This window comes from Stenotrophomonas rhizophila (assembly GCF_020857975.1).
GTDB classification, from domain to species: Bacteria; Pseudomonadota; Gammaproteobacteria; order Xanthomonadales; family Xanthomonadaceae; genus Stenotrophomonas; species Stenotrophomonas rhizophila_C.
The window spans coordinates 1-15,031 of sequence record NZ_JACWUO010000024.1 but is presented as its reverse complement, the minus strand read 5'-3'; the positions used below and the strand labels follow the sequence as shown (position 1 = coordinate 15,031).

17 protein-coding genes are annotated in these 15,031 nt (G+C 67.8%); 13 read left to right on the top strand and 4 right to left on the bottom strand.

Going from position 1 to position 15,031, the window contains the following annotated elements:
* Positions 1 to 9 precede the first annotated feature (9 nt).
* Complete coding sequence (locus IC535_RS17075) at positions 10 to 1,131, top strand: inorganic phosphate transporter (RefSeq protein ID WP_228887244.1); 1,122 nt, start codon at positions 10 to 12, stop codon at positions 1,129 to 1,131.
* A gap of 186 nt (positions 1,132 to 1,317) precedes the next feature.
* Here the strand turns inward: IC535_RS17075 and IC535_RS17070 are convergent, their stop codons facing one another.
* From IC535_RS17070 to parE, 3 genes are all read right to left on the bottom strand, one after another.
* Positions 1,318 to 1,869 carry a GNAT family N-acetyltransferase gene (locus IC535_RS17070; protein WP_228887245.1) on the bottom strand — a complete coding sequence of 184 codons (552 nt, stop codon included), beginning with the start codon at positions 1,867 to 1,869 and terminating at the stop codon, positions 1,318 to 1,320.
* A gap of 14 nt (positions 1,870 to 1,883) precedes the next feature.
* Positions 1,884 to 2,342, bottom strand: coding sequence for a GNAT family N-acetyltransferase (locus IC535_RS17065; protein WP_228887246.1), 459 nt, complete (start codon positions 2,340 to 2,342; stop codon positions 1,884 to 1,886).
* A 129-nt stretch (positions 2,343 to 2,471) separates the two neighbouring features.
* Complete coding sequence (parE, locus tag IC535_RS17060; RefSeq protein ID WP_228887247.1) at positions 2,472 to 4,361, bottom strand: DNA topoisomerase IV subunit B; 1,890 nt, start codon at positions 4,359 to 4,361, stop codon at positions 2,472 to 2,474.
* 164 nt (positions 4,362 to 4,525) lie between these two features.
* Between parE and IC535_RS17055 the strand changes: the two genes are divergently transcribed.
* The 8 genes from IC535_RS17055 to truD all read left to right on the top strand — a co-directional run bounded on the left by IC535_RS17055 (position 4,526) and on the right by truD (position 11,166).
* Entirely contained in the window at positions 4,526 to 4,765 is a 240-nt protein-coding gene (locus IC535_RS17055; protein ID WP_228887248.1) for a hypothetical protein, read from the top strand.
* 379 nt (positions 4,766 to 5,144) lie between these two features.
* Positions 5,145 to 6,809: a CTP synthase gene (locus IC535_RS17050; RefSeq protein ID WP_228887249.1), complete on the top strand. Its 1,665-nt coding sequence runs from the start codon at positions 5,145 to 5,147 to the stop codon at positions 6,807 to 6,809.
* A 44-nt stretch (positions 6,810 to 6,853) separates the two neighbouring features.
* Positions 6,854 to 7,192, top strand: a complete 339-nt coding sequence (locus IC535_RS17045; RefSeq protein WP_228887250.1) for a hypothetical protein — start codon at positions 6,854 to 6,856, stop codon at positions 7,190 to 7,192.
* Positions 7,193 to 7,256: 64 nt separating this feature from the next.
* Positions 7,257 to 8,543 (top strand): phosphopyruvate hydratase, encoded by a 1,287-nt coding sequence (gene eno / locus IC535_RS17040; protein ID WP_228887251.1) that lies wholly within the window; start codon positions 7,257 to 7,259, stop codon positions 8,541 to 8,543.
* 4 nt (positions 8,544 to 8,547) lie between these two features.
* Positions 8,548 to 8,898 carry a cell division protein FtsB gene (gene ftsB, locus IC535_RS17035; RefSeq protein ID WP_228887252.1) on the top strand — a complete coding sequence of 117 codons (351 nt, stop codon included), beginning with the start codon at positions 8,548 to 8,550 and terminating at the stop codon, positions 8,896 to 8,898.
* Entirely contained in the window at positions 8,895 to 9,593 is a 699-nt protein-coding gene (ispD, locus tag IC535_RS17030; protein WP_228887261.1) for a 2-C-methyl-D-erythritol 4-phosphate cytidylyltransferase, read from the top strand. The genes ftsB and ispD overlap by 4 nt, the downstream gene beginning before the upstream one ends.
* Positions 9,594 to 9,628: 35 nt before the next feature.
* The gene (ispF, locus tag IC535_RS17025) at positions 9,629 to 10,126 is read left to right on the top strand and encodes a 2-C-methyl-D-erythritol 2,4-cyclodiphosphate synthase (RefSeq protein ID WP_228887253.1); all 498 of its coding nucleotides are present in this window, start codon (positions 9,629 to 9,631) and stop codon (positions 10,124 to 10,126) included.
* The gene (gene truD, locus IC535_RS17020; protein ID WP_228887254.1) at positions 10,123 to 11,166 is read left to right on the top strand and encodes a tRNA pseudouridine(13) synthase TruD; all 1,044 of its coding nucleotides are present in this window, start codon (positions 10,123 to 10,125) and stop codon (positions 11,164 to 11,166) included. Before ispF ends, truD begins: the two co-directional genes overlap by 4 nt.
* A gap of 71 nt (positions 11,167 to 11,237) precedes the next feature.
* Here truD and IC535_RS17015 read toward each other — a convergent pair whose 3' ends face one another.
* Positions 11,238 to 11,777, bottom strand: coding sequence for a Smr/MutS family protein (locus IC535_RS17015; protein ID WP_228887255.1), 540 nt, complete (start codon positions 11,775 to 11,777; stop codon positions 11,238 to 11,240).
* Between the two features lie 187 nt (positions 11,778 to 11,964).
* Here IC535_RS17015 and surE point away from each other — a divergent pair, with 187 nt between their 5' ends.
* From surE to IC535_RS16995, 4 genes are read left to right on the top strand one after another with little or no spacing between them, the layout of a single operon-like run.
* A complete protein-coding gene (gene surE / locus IC535_RS17010; protein WP_228887256.1) occupies positions 11,965 to 12,744 on the top strand; it encodes a 5'/3'-nucleotidase SurE in 780 nt (259 codons plus the stop codon).
* Complete coding sequence (locus IC535_RS17005; RefSeq protein ID WP_228887257.1) at positions 12,741 to 13,418, top strand: protein-L-isoaspartate(D-aspartate) O-methyltransferase; 678 nt, start codon at positions 12,741 to 12,743, stop codon at positions 13,416 to 13,418. Before surE ends, IC535_RS17005 begins: the two co-directional genes overlap by 4 nt.
* Before the next feature lie 19 nt (positions 13,419 to 13,437).
* Positions 13,438 to 14,052 carry a YqaA family protein gene (locus tag IC535_RS17000; protein ID WP_228887258.1) on the top strand — a complete coding sequence of 205 codons (615 nt, stop codon included), beginning with the start codon at positions 13,438 to 13,440 and terminating at the stop codon, positions 14,050 to 14,052.
* Positions 14,049 to 14,825, top strand: coding sequence for a peptidoglycan DD-metalloendopeptidase family protein (locus tag IC535_RS16995; protein ID WP_228887259.1), 777 nt, complete (start codon positions 14,049 to 14,051; stop codon positions 14,823 to 14,825). Before IC535_RS17000 ends, IC535_RS16995 begins: the two co-directional genes overlap by 4 nt.
* Positions 14,826 to 15,031 lie beyond the last annotated feature (206 nt).

Sequence of the window (15,031 nt, the reverse complement as noted above, 5' to 3'; positions counted from 1 at the left end):
GCCGCCCGCATGCTGACCCTTGTCCTGGTGGTGATCCTGGCCGCGCTCGTCTTCGAGTTCATCAACGGTTTCCACGACACCGCCAACTCCATCGCCACCGTGGTGGCGACCAAAGTACTCTCGCCCGGCTGGGCGGTGATGCTCGCTGCCTTCATGAACCTCATCGGCGCCCTGACCGGCACCGCCGTGGCGCTGACCATCGCCTCGGGCCTGCTCAACACCAACGTGGTCGATGTCACCCCGCAGGTGATCCTGTGCGCGCTGCTGGGCGGCATCATCTGGAATCTGATCACCTGGTGGAAGGGCCTGCCGTCCTCGTCCTCGCACGCCCTGATCGGCGGCCTGTGCGGTGCCGGCCTGGCGGCGGCGCACAACAACTGGGATGCACTGATCTGGTCCGAACGGATCGGCACCTGGGCCCAGAACAAGGGCCTGCTGTGGAAAGTGTTCCTGCCGATGATCACCTCGCCGGTGGCCGGTTTCCTGCTCGGCATCGTGGTGATGCTGCTGCTGTGGGCGATCATCGCCGGGATGGCCAAGGCCGGTGGCTGGCTGGGCCGGATGGCCCGCCCGCGCATCGTCAATGCGTTCTTCGGCAAGGCGCAGATCGTGTCGGCGGCCTACATGGGCTTTGCCCACGGCCACAACGACGCGCAGAAGACCATGGGCATCATCGCCATGACCCTGATCGGTGCCGAGGCGACCGGTGCACTGAACGACCTGCCGTCCTGGCTGGCCTTCATGCACCCGCAGGCCAGTGCCGGTGACGGCATCGCGATGTGGATCGTGCTGACCTGCGCGGTGGTGATGGCCGCCGGTACCGCCTCGGGCGGCTGGAAGATCATCAAGACCCTGGGCCACAAGATGGTCAAGCTGCACCCGATCCACGGCTTCGCCGCGGAGACCAGCTCGGCCACCATCCTCACCCTGGCCGCGCACTTCGGCATGCCGGTGTCGACCACGCACAGCATCTCCACCGCGATCATGGGCGTGGGCTACGCCAAGAACCCGCGGTCGCTGCGCTTCGGCGTGATCGAGCGCATCGTCTGGGCCTGGATCCTGACCATCCCGGCCGCCGGCGGCTGCGCCTACCTGATCCTGCGCCTGTTCGAACTGTTCGGCTGGACGTAGATCCGAGCCATGCTCGGATGCAACGCTTGGATGCAAGCAAAAAGCCCGCCGCAAGGCGGGCTTTTCGTAGGCGCTGATATTGCATGCCGGCGGTAGGGTCGCGCCCCTGCCGACTGCCATGAAGCCAGCTGCCGCGATGTCGGCATGGACACGATCGGGGGCGGCTGCAGCCATTGCGATGGGCGCTCAGCCGGTCCGTTCGCGCGCCAGCAGGCCGTACAGCGCCGAATCGGACAGCTCACCGCCCACGCACCAGCGTTCGCGCAGCAGCCCTTCGCGCTGAAAGCCGATCCGCTCCAGCACCCTGGCCGACGGCACATTGCGCGGGTCGATCTCCGCCTCCAGCCGGCGCAGCCCGCGCTGATCGAACAGGTGGTCGGCAAAACACTGCAGAGCCTCGCCCATGTAGCCCTTGCCCTGGGCCTGCGGGGCCAGGTTGTAGCCGATCTCGGCGCGCCCGGAACCGGCATCGATGGCGAACACCACGCAGATGCCCAACAGCGCGGCATCGGCATGCTCGCGGATGCCCAGCTTGAGCTGGGTGCCGTCACGCATCGCGGCCAAGTCGTCGAGGATCTGCGCGTAGGCCTGCTGGGGGTCGGTCCAGGCCGGGTGGTTCCAGTAGCGCATCACTTCCGGATCGGATTGGATGGCGAACAATGCGGGGCCGTCGGCGGCCCGGATCGGGCTGAGCACCAGGCGCGCGCTGCGCAGTTGCAGGGTGGGGTCGAAATACATAGTGGGCGGCTCGATCACGAAGGGGAAGTGGTGGTGCCGGGCAGCGCCATATGCAGCAGCGGATAGGGTTGGCCCTGGCCATCCAGCGGCGAGCGCCCGGTGATCACAAAGCCCTGGTGGCGGTAGAAACCCACGGCTTGCGGGTTCTGTTCGTTGACATCCAGTGCGGTCGCGCCGAGTACGTCGATGGCGTGTCGTAACAGGCGTTTGCCGATGCCGCTGCCGCGCAGGTGCGGATCGACGAACAGCATTTCCACGCGCCGCTCGGCGACGCCGACGAAACCGCCAATGCGCCCGGCGGCGTCGCGGTACACGTGCAGGTCCACGGCAGCCAGATAAACCTCGCGGATCAGCGGTCGCAACGCCTGGATCGCAGGATCCGGCAGAAAGTCGTGGGTGGCCCGGACCGAGGCTTCCCACACCTCGGTGATGCGGTCGTAGTCGCTGGGCAGGGCGGTGTGGATGGCGTTCATCGGGGTGCATGGGCGTGGAATCGGGCTTGATTATCGCCGTTTCCGATGCACGTCCACTCTGACGCCGACGCCGTGCATGAAAAAGCCCGCCGGAAGGCGGGCTTTCCCCGGTGCGGCCTGGTGCTGCAATCAGACTTCCAGCGAAGCCAGGTCGCCCTTGTTTTCCAGCCACTGCTTGCGGTCGCCGGCGCGCTTCTTGGCCAGCAGCATGTCCATCAGCGAATGGGTCTGCTCGCCATCGTCGATGGTCAACTGCACCAGGCGGCGCGTGTCGGGATGGATGGTCGATTCGCGCAGCTGCTGCGGATTCATCTCGCCCAGGCCCTTGAACCGGGTCACGCTGACCTGGCCCTTGATCTTCTCGCGCTCGATCTTGTCCAGCAGCGAACGCTTTTCCTCTTCGTCCAGCGCATAGAACACCTGCTTGCCCACGTCCACGCGGAACAGCGGCGGCATCGCCACGAACACATGGCCGGCATCGACCAGTGCCGGGAAGTGCTTGAGGAACAGCGCGGTCAGCAGGGTGGCGATGTGCAGGCCATCGGAGTCGGCATCGGCCAGGATCACCACCTTGCCGTAGCGCAGGCCGCCGATGTCCTGCTTGCCCGGGTCGCAGCCGATCGCGATGGCCAGGTTGTGCACTTCCTCCGAGGCCAGCACGCTGCCCGAGGACACTTCCCAGGTGTTGAGGATCTTGCCGCGCAGCGGCAGGATCGCCTGGAAATCCTTGTCGCGGGCCTGCTTGGCGCTGCCGCCGGCCGAGTCGCCCTCGACCAGGAACAGCTCGGTGCGCGACAGGTCCTGGCTGATGCAGTCGGCCAGCTTGCCGGGCAGGGCCGGGCCCTGGGTGACCTTCTTGCGGGTCACCAGCTTTTCGGTCTTCAGCCGCGCGCTGGCGCGTTCGATCGCCAGCTGGGCGATCTTTTCGCCCATCTCCACGTTCTGGTTGAGCAGCAGGCTGAACGCATCGTGCGCGGCGCCCTCGACGAAGCCGGCGGCCTGGCGCGAGGACAGCCGCTCCTTGGTCTGGCCGCTGAACTGCGGGTCGGTCATCTTCAGCGACAGCACGAAGGACACCCGGTCCCAGACGTCTTCCGGGGCCAGCTTGACGCCGCGCGGCAGCAGGTTGCGGAAGTCGCAGAACTCGCGCAGCGCCTCGGTCAGGCCGGTACGCAGGCCATTGGCGTGGGTGCCGTGCTGGGCGGTCGGGATCAGGTTGACGTAGCTTTCCTGGACCAGCTCGCCATCGGTCACCCAGGCCAGGGCCCAGTCCACGATCTCGTTTTCCTTCTTCAGGTGGCCCACGAACAGATCGGCCGGCAGCATCTCGCGCTCGCCCAGCTCGGCCTTGAGGTAATCGCTCAGGCCGTCTTCGTAGTACCAGCTGTCCTGCTCGTCGGTGGCCTCATCGCGCAGCTTGACGGTCAGGCCCGGGCACAGCACCGCCTTGGCGCGCAGCAGGTGGCGCAGCGCGCGCAGGTTGTACTTGGGCGTGTCGAAGTACTTCGGGTCGGCCCAGAAGCGCACGCGGGTACCGGTGTTCTTCTTGCCGACGCTGCCGACCACTTCCAGCGGGCTGGCGCGGTCGCCGTTTCGGAAGGTGATGCGGTGCTCGCTGCCGTCGCGCCGGATATGCACTTCGACCAGGGTCGACAGCGCATTGACCACGCTGACGCCGACGCCATGCAGGCCGCCGGAGAAGGTGTAGTTCTTGTTGTTGAACTTGCCGCCGGCATGCAGCCGGGTCAGGATCAGTTCGACGCCGGGGATCTTTTCCTCGGGGTGGATGTCCACCGGCATGCCGCGCCCGTCATCGGTGACCTCGCAGCTGCCATCCTTGTACAGGGTGACCTCGACGGTACGGGCATGCCCGGCCAGGGCTTCGTCGACGGCGTTGTCGATGACTTCCTGGGCCAGATGGTTCGGGCGCGCGGTGTCGGTGTACATGCCTGGGCGGCGCTTGACCGGGTCCAGGCCGGACAGGACTTCAATATCGGCGGCGTTATAACGGGCGTTCATCTGTCTTCATATAGCGCAAAGCGACGGCGAAGTTTGCGGTCTGGGCGGTTTTTTTGCACGCCACACGTTCAGGGGGCGGCCGACCGGGCCGCGATAGACTGTGCAGGGTGGAAAACCGGAAGCCCGGTTACCCCCGTCCCAAGCCGCCATTGCGAGGAGTCCCCATGAAGAAGTTGCTGACCATCGTTGCCATTGCCGCCGCCGTTGTGGCCGTGCCGCTGGCACTGGCGCAGAACGCCGGACAGGGCCAGCCCGCGCCGCAGCAGGGTGAACAGGCCGACAAGGCCCAGTCCGAGGCCGACGCCAAGGCCAAGCGCCGCGCCGCGGCCAACGCCGAAATGAAGGCCGGCGGCCAGCAGGCCCCGCAGAAGGAAGAAGAAGAGGAAGCCAAGAAGAAGCGCTGACCCTTCTGTTGCCGCCAAAGGCGCCCCGGCCCTGCCGGGGCGTCTTTTTTTGTGAAGAGCGCAAACCAGCCCTTGGGCTTGTGGCCTCCAATCTGTAAACTATGGCTTTCCGGGAGCAGTGCGTGTCATCCATCAGCGAATGGACTGGCCTGATCGTGCGCGATCGCCAGCAGGGTAGGCAGCAGGTGACGGTCCCGACGGCGGCCGGCACGGCCACCCCGACCTCGCCGACCGGCTCCCACACCGCTTCCCCCAACCTGGTCCCGGCGCGTGCGTTTCCCGCAGCCAACGGCCCGGTCAGCCCCGATTTCCCCTTCACCTCGCCTGTCGCCCCCCGCGCCGGCGTCGTTTCCCCCTTCCTGACAGGACACCCCCAGCCATGACTCCCTTGATCTTCGTAACCGGTGGCGTAGTGTCCTCGCTCGGCAAAGGCATTGCCGCCGCGTCGCTCGCCGCCATCCTTGAAGCCCGTGGCCTGAAGGTCACGATGATGAAGCTGGACCCGTACATCAACGTCGACCCGGGCACCATGAGCCCGTTCCAGCACGGCGAGGTGTACGTCACCGACGACGGCGCCGAGACCGACCTGGACCTGGGCCACTACGAGCGGTTCGTGCGTACCCGCCTGAGCCGCAAGAATTCGGTCACCACCGGCCGCATCTACGAGAACGTGATCCGCAAGGAGCGCCGCGGCGACTACCTGGGCGCCACCGTGCAGGTCATCCCGCACATCACCGACGAAATCCGCCGCTGCATGGACGAAGCCACCGAAGGCTTCGACGTGGCCCTGGTGGAGATCGGCGGTACCGTGGGCGACATCGAATCGCTGCCGTTCCTGGAAGCGATCCGCCAGGTGCGCACCGAGCGCGGCCCGGAAAAGGCGTTGTTCATGCACCTCACCCTGGTGCCGTACATCGCCGCGGCCGGTGAACTCAAGACCAAGCCGACCCAGCATTCGGTCAAGGAACTGCGCTCGATCGGCATCCAGCCGGACGTGCTGCTGTGCCGTTCCGAGCAGGTGGTGCCCGATTCGGAGCGCCGCAAGATCGCCCAGTTCACCAGCGTTTCCGAGCGCGCGGTGATCAGCGTGCCGGACGTGGACGTGCTCTACCGCATCCCGATGGGCCTGCACGCACAGGGCCTGGACGAGATCGTGATCAATCAGTTCAAGCTCGGCGACAAGGCCGGCCCGGCCGACCTGTCCGAGTGGGAAGCGGCGGTGGATGCCACCCTGCATCCGCTCGATACGGTCACCATCGCCGTGGTCGGCAAGTACGTGGACCACCAGGACGCCTACAAGTCGGTGGGCGAGGCGCTCAAGCACGGCGGCCTGCGCCAGCGCACCAAGGTCACCTTGAAGTGGCTCGAAGCGCAGGACCTGGAAGGCACCGACATGAGCGCGCTGAACGATGTCGACGGCATCCTGGTGCCCGGCGGCTTCGGCGACCGCGGCTTCGAAGGCAAGGTGCTGACCTCGCAGTTCGCCCGCGAGCAGAACGTGCCGTATTTCGGCATCTGCTACGGCATGCAGGCGGCGGTGGTCGATTTCGCCCGCCACGTGGCCGGGCTGGAAGGCGCCAACAGTACCGAGAACGACCGCCAGTCGCCCAATCCGGTGATCGGCCTGATCACCGAATGGCGCACCGCCACCGGCGATGTCGAAAAGCGCGACGACAAGAGCGACCTGGGCGGCACCATGCGCCTGGGCCTGCAGGAACAGCGCCTCAAGCCGGGCACCCTGGCCCGCGAGCTGTACGGCAAGGACGTGGTGTCCGAGCGTCACCGCCACCGTTATGAGTTCAACAACCGCTACCGCACCCAGCTGGAAGACGCCGGCCTGGTGATCGCCGGCAAGTCGATGGACGACACCCTGGTGGAAGTCATCGAGCTGCCGCGCGACCAGCATCCGTGGTTCCTGGCCTGCCAGGCGCACCCGGAATTCCTCTCCACCCCGCGTGATGGCCACCCGCTGTTCATCGGCTTCATCCGCGCCGCGCGCGAGCGCAAGGCCGCTGGCGCGCCGCTGCAGGAGGCGCGCGCCTGAGCCGGCACTGGCGCGCCTGGCCCTGGGGCTGGGCCGCGCTCGGCTTGTCGATCGGTGCCTGGGGCTGCCTGTTCATGCTGGTCATCGTGGTGATGGGCAGCATGGGCATGCCCGGCGACGGCGACCATGGGATGCGGGCGGCCGCGCCCTATCTGTATGCCACCCTGGCCCTGTCGGCGCTGGTGCTGCTGGGCTGCCTGGTCTCCAGCGCGCTGGCCATCGCGCTGCGCCGCCAGCGCGCCGGCGGGGTGGTGGCCGTGGCCCTGCTGGGCGTGCTGGCCGTGGTGGTCCTCCTGCCGATGTGGGCTTCGCGCAGCCACTCCCTGGTGTTTGCTCCCGGCGCCAGCGCGCCGATTTGGCAAGCGGCAGGCGTGCAGGGATAATCACGCGGCATGTTGTTTGGCTTGTCTTTCGCGTTCTCCCCTTCTGACTGGTAACCGGCCCGCTATGACCACGATCCGCAGCATCCACGCCCGTGAAATCCTCGACAGCCGTGGCAATCCCACGCTGGAAGCCGAAGTTGTGCTGGAGGACGGTTCTTTCGGCCGCGCCGCGGTGCCGTCCGGCGCCTCCACCGGCACCAAGGAAGCGGTGGAGCTGCGCGACGGCGACAAGACCCGCTACCTGGGCAAGGGCGTGCGCAATGCCGTGGCCAACGTCAACACCACCATCGCCAATGCGCTCAAGGGCTATGACGCGGCCGACCAGCAAGCCCTGGACCGCCGCCTGATCGACCTGGACGGGACCGAGAACAAGGGCCGGCTGGGCGCCAACGCGTTGCTGGCGGTGTCGATGGCCAACGCCCATGCCGCGGCCGCCGCCAGCAAGCAGGCGTTGTGGCAGTACCTGGCCAAGGGCAATGATGTGACCCTGCCGGTGCCGATGATGAACATCATCAACGGCGGCGCGCATGCCGACAACAACGTCGACTTCCAGGAGTTCATGGTGCTGCCGGTCGGCTTCAGCTCGTTCTCCGAGTCGCTGCGCGCCGGCACCGAGATCTTCCATTCGCTCAAGTCGGTGCTCAAGGGCCACGGCCTGAGCACCGCGGTGGGCGACGAAGGCGGTTTCGCGCCGGACTTCCGCAGCAATGTCGAAGCGCTGGACACCATCCTCGAGGCGATCGGCAAGGCCGGCTACACCGCCGGCGAAGACGTGCTGCTGGGCCTGGACGTGGCGTCCAGCGAGTTCTACGAAAACGGCAAGTACAACCTGGTCGGCGAGAACAAGCGCCTGACCTCCGAGCAGTTCGTCGACTTCCTGGCCGACTGGGCCGCGCAGTACCCGATCATCAGCATCGAAGACGGCCTGGCCGAGAACGACTGGGCCGGCTGGAAGCTGCTCACCGACCGCATCGGCAGCAAGGTGCAGCTGGTCGGCGACGATCTGTTCGTGACCAACCCGAAGATCTTCAAGGAAGGCATCGAGTCCGGCACCGCCAACGCGATCCTGATCAAGGTCAACCAGATCGGCACGCTGACCGAAACCCTGGAGGCGATCGCGATGGCGCACGCCGCCAATTACGCCGCTGTGGTCTCGCACCGTTCGGGCGAAACCGAAGACACCACCATCGCCGACATCGCCGTGGCCACCACCGCCACCCAGATCAAGACCGGCTCGCTGTGCCGCAGCGACCGGGTGGCCAAGTACAACCAGCTGCTGCGTATCGAGGAAGCGCTCGGTGCCGGTGCGCGTTACGCCGGCCGTGACGCGTTCGTGTCGTTGAAGCGCTGACCCGATGCGCAACTGGCGCTGGGTACTGCTGGTGCTGGCAATGCTGCTGGTCTGGCTGCAGTACCGTTTCTGGTTCGGCCCGGGCAATTCGGGAGAGGTGATGACGCTCGAAGCCCAGGTCGCCAACCAGCGGCGCGACAACGCCGGCCTGCAGCAGCGCAATGATGCGCTGGCGGCCGAGGTCAAGGACCTCAAGGAAGGCCAGGCGGCGATCGAAGAACGCGCGCGCAGCGAGCTGGGCATGATCAAGCCCGGCGAGAAGTTCTACCGCGTGGTCGAAGACGCCCCGGTCGCGCCCGCGCGGCCACCGGCAGCGGCGGTCGATCCGGACGCACCGCCGCAGGACGTGCCCTGATGGGCAGCGTCTGGGCGGTGGTGCCGGCGGCCGGCCGTGGCAGCCGCTTCGGCGGAGCCACGCCCAAACAGTACCTGGTCGCCGGCGACCGGGTGCTGCTGGCCCACACCCTGCAGGCCCTGCTGTCGCACCCGGTGGTTGCCGGGGTGATGGTGGTGATCGCCGAGCAGGATGCCGACTGGCCGGGCTGGTGCTCGCTGGCCGACAAACCGATCCTGACCTGCATCGGCGGTGCGACCCGCGCCGATTCGGTGCTGGCCGGGCTGCAGGCCCTGCCCGAGCAGGTGCGTGCCGACGATTTCGTGCTGGTGCATGACGCCGCGCGGCCGAACCTGGCCGCGGCCGACCTGGGGCGGTTGCTGGAAGTGGGCCGCAACGACCCGGTCGGGGCGATCCTGGCCGCGCCGGTGCGCGACACCCTCAAACGTGCCGGCGACGATGGCGGCATCGACGCGACCGAGCCGCGGGCGCGGCTGTGGCGGGCGCTGACCCCGCAGCTGTTCCGCCGCCACCAGCTGGCGCGCGCGCTGCAGGACGCCGCCGCGGCGGGCGTGGAGGTCACCGACGAGGCCATGGCGATGGAGCGGCAGGGATTGCGCCCGTTGCTGGTGGAAGGCAGCGAGGACAACTTCAAGGTCACCACCCCGGCCGATCTGTCCCGCTTCGAATTCGAGCTGTCGCGCCGCGGACAGTGATCCGCACGCGTCGCCCTCAACTGCAGGTTCTTGCCATGACTACGCCCCGCATTCCTCCTGTCCGCATCGGACAGGGCTACGACGTCCATGCCTTCGGCGCGGGCGACCACATCATGTTGGGCGGAGTGCGCGTGCCGCACAGCCGCGGCGTGCTCGCGCACAGCGATGGCGATGTGATCCTGCATGCCCTGTGCGATGCGATGCTCGGCGCGCTGGCGCTGGGCGACATCGGCCAGCACTTCCCGCCGTCGGACATGCGCTGGAAGGATGCCGACAGCAGCGATTTCGTCCGCCATTGTGATGGTCTGCTGCGCGAGCGTGGCTGGCAGGTCGGCAACACCGACGTCACCGTGATCTGCGAACGTCCCAAGGTGGGGCCGCATGCCTTGGCCATGCGCGAGCGCATCGCCGCGCTGCTGCAGCTGCCGTTGGATGCGGTCAGCATCAAGGCCACCACCTCCGAAACGCTTGGCTTCACCGGCCGCGGCGAAGGCATCGCCGCCCAGGCCGTGGTGCTGTTGGTGGCGCTGTGATCCCGCTGCCGCTGGCGTTCGGCGCGCCGCTGCTGACCGCCAGGATCCGCAGTACCCCGGAAGATTTCCAGGTGGACGAACTGCCCGCGTTCGAGCCGAGTGGGGAGGGCGAGCACCTGCTGCTGACCATCCGCAAGCGCGGCGCCAACACCGCGCACGTGGCCAAGCAACTGGCGCGCTGGGCCGGCCTGCCGGACATGGCGGTCAGTTACGCGGGCATGAAGGACCGCCACGCGGTCACCACCCAGCGCTTTAGCGTGCACCTGCCCAAGCGGGTGGCGCCCGATCCGGCGCTGCTGGCGTCCGATGAGATCGAGGTGGTCGAGTCGACCTGGCACAACCGCAAGCTGCAGCGTGGCGCGCTGGCCGGCAATCGTTTCAAGCTGGTGTTGCGCGCCGTGCAGGGCGATGCGGCGGCGATCGATGAGCGGCTGTCGCATATCGCCGCCCGCGGCCTGCCGAACTGGTTCGGCGAGCAGCGTTTCGGCCGCGACGGCGGCAATGTGCCGGCCGCGCTGGCGATGTTCGGCGGCCGCCGGCTGCGCCCGGACCAGCGTTCGCTGCTGCTGTCGGCGGCGCGTTCGGCGTTGTTCAACCAGGTGCTGGCCGAGCGCGTCGCGCAGGGCAACTGGGACACCCCGCTGGACGGGGAGGTGTGGATGCTCGACGGCAGCCGCAGCGTATTCGGCCCGGAGCCGTGGACCGACCTGCTGGCCGACCGCCTGGGACGCTTCGACATCCATCCCAGTGGGCCGTTGTGGGGCGAGGGCGAACTGCGCAGCAGCGGCGCGGCGGCCGCGCTGGAGCTGGCCGCGATCGGTGACGAACAGTCGCTGGCATTGCGTGCCGGCCTGGAAGGCGCGCGCCTGAAGCAGGAGCGCCGCGCACTGCGCCTGCGCCCGGCCATGTTGCAGCACCAGTGGCTGGCCGCCGATGTGCTGGAGCTGCGTTTCACCCTGCCGCCGGGCTGCTATGCCACCGCCGTGCTGCACGAACTGGGCCCGGTGGAAGACGCCAGCCAGGCAACACCCGAGGCCTGATACAAAACGGGGACGGGTGTAGTTAATTCATCGAATTAACTACACCCGTCCCCGTTTTTTTCGCGTTTTTCTCAGCGATTGGCCAGCAACACCAGCACCGCGCCGGTGCCGCCTTGCCCGGCCGGTGCCGAATGGAAGGCCAGCACATCGTTGCGCTGGCGCAGCAGGCGGTCCACCAGGTTCTTCAATACCGGGGCGCCGCCATCGGACTGCAGGCCCTTGCCGTGGATGATGCGCACGCAGCCATGCTCGTGCGCGTGCGCTTCCAGCAGGAACTGGCGCAGCAGGGTCTCGGCCTGGGCGACCGTGGCGCCGTGCAGGTCCAGCTCGTCCTGCACCGAATACTGGCCGCGCTTGAGCCGCTGGAACATCCGCGCCGGCAGGTTGTCGCGCCGGTAGCTGGCGGTGTCGCCGGCTTCCAGCGGGCTGCTGTCGCGCAGCAGCCGTGCGAATTCGCCGCGCGCCTCGGCATCGTCGCGTTCGGCCATCCGCGCGCGCGGCTTCGGCCGCGGCGTGGCCGGCGGGGCGCTGGCTGGCTTGCGCAGCCGCTTGACCTCGCCGATCGCCGCGCGGAACAGGGCGGCCGGGTCTTCGTCTTCAGGATGTGACATGGATACAGCCTAATGCGGGAGCGGGCGGCTGCCTACCGCCGGCCGGGGTAGGACGATCTGCCCGCTTGCGGCACAATAGCGGACGCACTTGCGCGGTCGGTGTTCCCCGCACCGGGGATGGCCGGCCCCGCCAACGCTGGAAAGTGATGGAAACGAAGTCTTGAAAAATCAAGCGGTTAAATCGCAGATGCGGATCCTGGTCAGCAACGACGATGGCGTCGATGCACCGGGCATCCGGATGCTTGCCTCGGTATTGCGTGACGCCGGTCATGAGGTGATGGTGGTTGCGCCGGATCGCGACCGCTCCGGCGCCAGCAATTCGCTGACCCTGGACCTGCCGATCCGCATCAAGCGCATCGACCACTACACCTGCTCGGTGGCCGGTACGCCGACCGACTGCGTGCACCTGGCCCTGACCGGCATGCTCGAGTACGAGCCGGACATCGTGGTGTCGGGCATCAACAACGCGGCCAACCTGGGCGATGACGTCATCTATTCGGGCACCGTATCGGCGGCGATGGAAGGCCGTTTCCTCGGCCTGCCGGCGGTGGCGGTGTCGCTGGTGACGCAGAACCACGAGGCGCACCATTTCCAGACCGCCGCACGCGCGGCGGTGGAGATCGTGGCCCGGCTCAAGGCCGATCCGCTGCCGGCCGACACCATCCTCAACGTCAACGTGCCGGACCTGCCCTGGGACCAGATCCGCGGCTTCGAAGTCACCCGCCTGGGCAACCGCCACCGCGCCGAGGGTTGCATCGCCCAGCGCGATCCGCGCGGCAACCAGGTGTACTGGATCGGCCCGGCCGGGCGCGAGCAGGATTCCGGCCCGGGCACCGATTTCCACGCGGTGCGCAATGGATTCATCTCGATCACCCCGATCCAGGTCGACCTCACCCGCTACCAGGCGCTGGAGAAGGTGGCCAGCTGGGTTGGCGGGCTGACGGCCGCGCTGGATCGCCCGGCATGAGCCCGCGCCTGCGCCTGCAGCCCGAAGCGGTCGGTATCGGCATGACCTCCCAGCGCGTGCGCGACCGCCTGGTCGAACGCCTGCGCGAAGCCGGCATCGTTGACGAAGACACCCTCAACGCCATCCGGGTGGTGCCGCGGCATTTGTTCATCGACGAGGCGCTGGCTTCGCGCGCATACGAGGACACCGCATTGCCGATCGGCCACGGCCAGACCATTTCCCAGCCATGGGTGGTGGCGCGCATGACCGAGGCGGTGCTGCAGTGCGCGCCGAAGAAGGTGCTGGAAGTGGGCACCGGCTCGGGCTACCAGGCCGCGATCCTGGGCGCGCTGGGGCTGGAGGTGTATACCGTCGAGCGCATCGGCGACCTGCTGCGCCAGGCGCGCAAACGCTTCCGCGCGCTGGGCATGAACATCCGCACCAAGCACGACGACGGCCGTGCCGGCTGGGCCGAGCACGGCCCGTTCGATGCGATCGTGGTGACCGCGGCGGCCCCGGCGCTGGTCGAGGCGCTGGTGGAGCAGCTGGCGGTGGGCGGGCGCCTGGTGGCGCCGGTCGGCGGCCCGGGCGCGCAGTCGCTGGTGCAGCTGACCCGCCGCGAAGACGGCAGCATTGAACAGCAGGTACTGGCACCGGTCACGTTCGTGCCGCTGCTGTCTGGCATGCTGGATTGATTCCCAGGAGCGTTGCGTCATGAAGATCTTTGGTCCGCTGTACGAGCGGGCGATGAAATGGGCGGCGCACGAGCGCGCGCCGACCTACCTCACCGTGCTGAGCTTCATCGAGGCGATCATCTTCCCGGTCATGCCCGAAGTGATGCTGGCGCCGATGTGCGTGGCCCAGCCCAAGCGCGGCTGGTGGTTCGCCAGCTTGAGCCTGGCCGGTTCGATGGCCGGTGCGCTGGTCGGCTATGCGCTGGGGCACTACGCCTTTGAAGCCCTCAAGCCGATGTTCGCCGCGCTGGGCATGTTGCCCGGCATCGAAAGCGGCATCGCCGTGGTGCAGGCCAAGATGGCCGAATCGCCGTGGGCGGTGTTCACCTTCCTGGTGCTGGGCGGCTTCATGCCGATCCCGATGAAGGTCTTCACGTGGGCATCGGGTATCGTCGGCGTGCCGTTGCCGCAGTACCTGCTGAGCATGTTGATCGGCCGTGGCAAGCGCGTGTTCGTGCTGGCCGCGGTCATCCGTATTGGTGGACCGCGCGCGGAAGCGGCGCTGCGGCGTTGGATTGAACCGCTGGGCTGGATTGCGACCGCGTTGCTGGTCGTGCTGGTGGCCTGGCTAGTCTGGAGGTCGAAGTTCGCATGAGTGCTGATCGTATGAGCAAGGGGTTGCGTGCCACCGCGCTGCTGCTGGTGGTATCCACGCTGGGCGCCTGTGGCACCGCCACGGTGGTCAAGCCGGGCCCCGGCCGTGGCGGCAGCAGTCACAGTACGCCGCAGGCCTCGGTCGCCAAGCCCGGGCAGACCGCCGTGGTGCGCCGAGGCGACACCCTGTATGCCCTGGCCCGCATCCACAACATCACCCCGCGCGATCTGGCGGCCTGGAACGGGCTGGCCGAGCCGTACACGATCTACCCCGGCCAGGCCCTGCGCCTGTATCCGGGTGGCAGCGGTGCCGGCCGCGCCCCGACCACGGTGGTGACCGCGCCGCGCCCGGGCACCGCCACGCCGGCCCCGACGCCGGCGCCGACCACCGCGATCAAGAGCAGCATCAGCTGGCGCTGGCCGGCCGATGGCGCGCTGGTGGGCAAGTTCGTCGGTGCCGACGTGACCAAGCAGGGCGTGGACATCGCCGGCACCAGCGGCCAGCCGGTGCGGGCCAGTGCGGCGGGCGTGGTGGTCTATTCCGGCGCCGGCCTGGTTGGCTTCGGCGAGCTGATCATCGTCAAGCACAGCGACCAGTGGCTGTCGGCCTATGGCCACAACCGCAAGCGCCTGGTCAACGAAGGCCAGAGCGTCAAGGCGGGCGAGCAGATCGCCGAAATGGGCCGTACCGGCACCAGCCGCGACATGCTGCACTTCGAGATTCGCTACAACGGCAAGCCGGTCGATCCGCTGCTGTATCTGCCGCCGAAGTAACGGACGGGTCGGGTGCCGGGCGGATCCCCGGCGCCGCGCGGTAGGTCCGACCCATGGTCGGACGCTCTCCGTTCGGGATTGCGGTGTCCGAGCGTGGCTCGGACCTACGGGCCAACCGCCCACAAAATAGGTTCTTCACCGATTTGCGGGGAGTAAGTTGTGTACTAAAGCCTCAGATCAAAGGCAATGACCGACATATGCGCTGA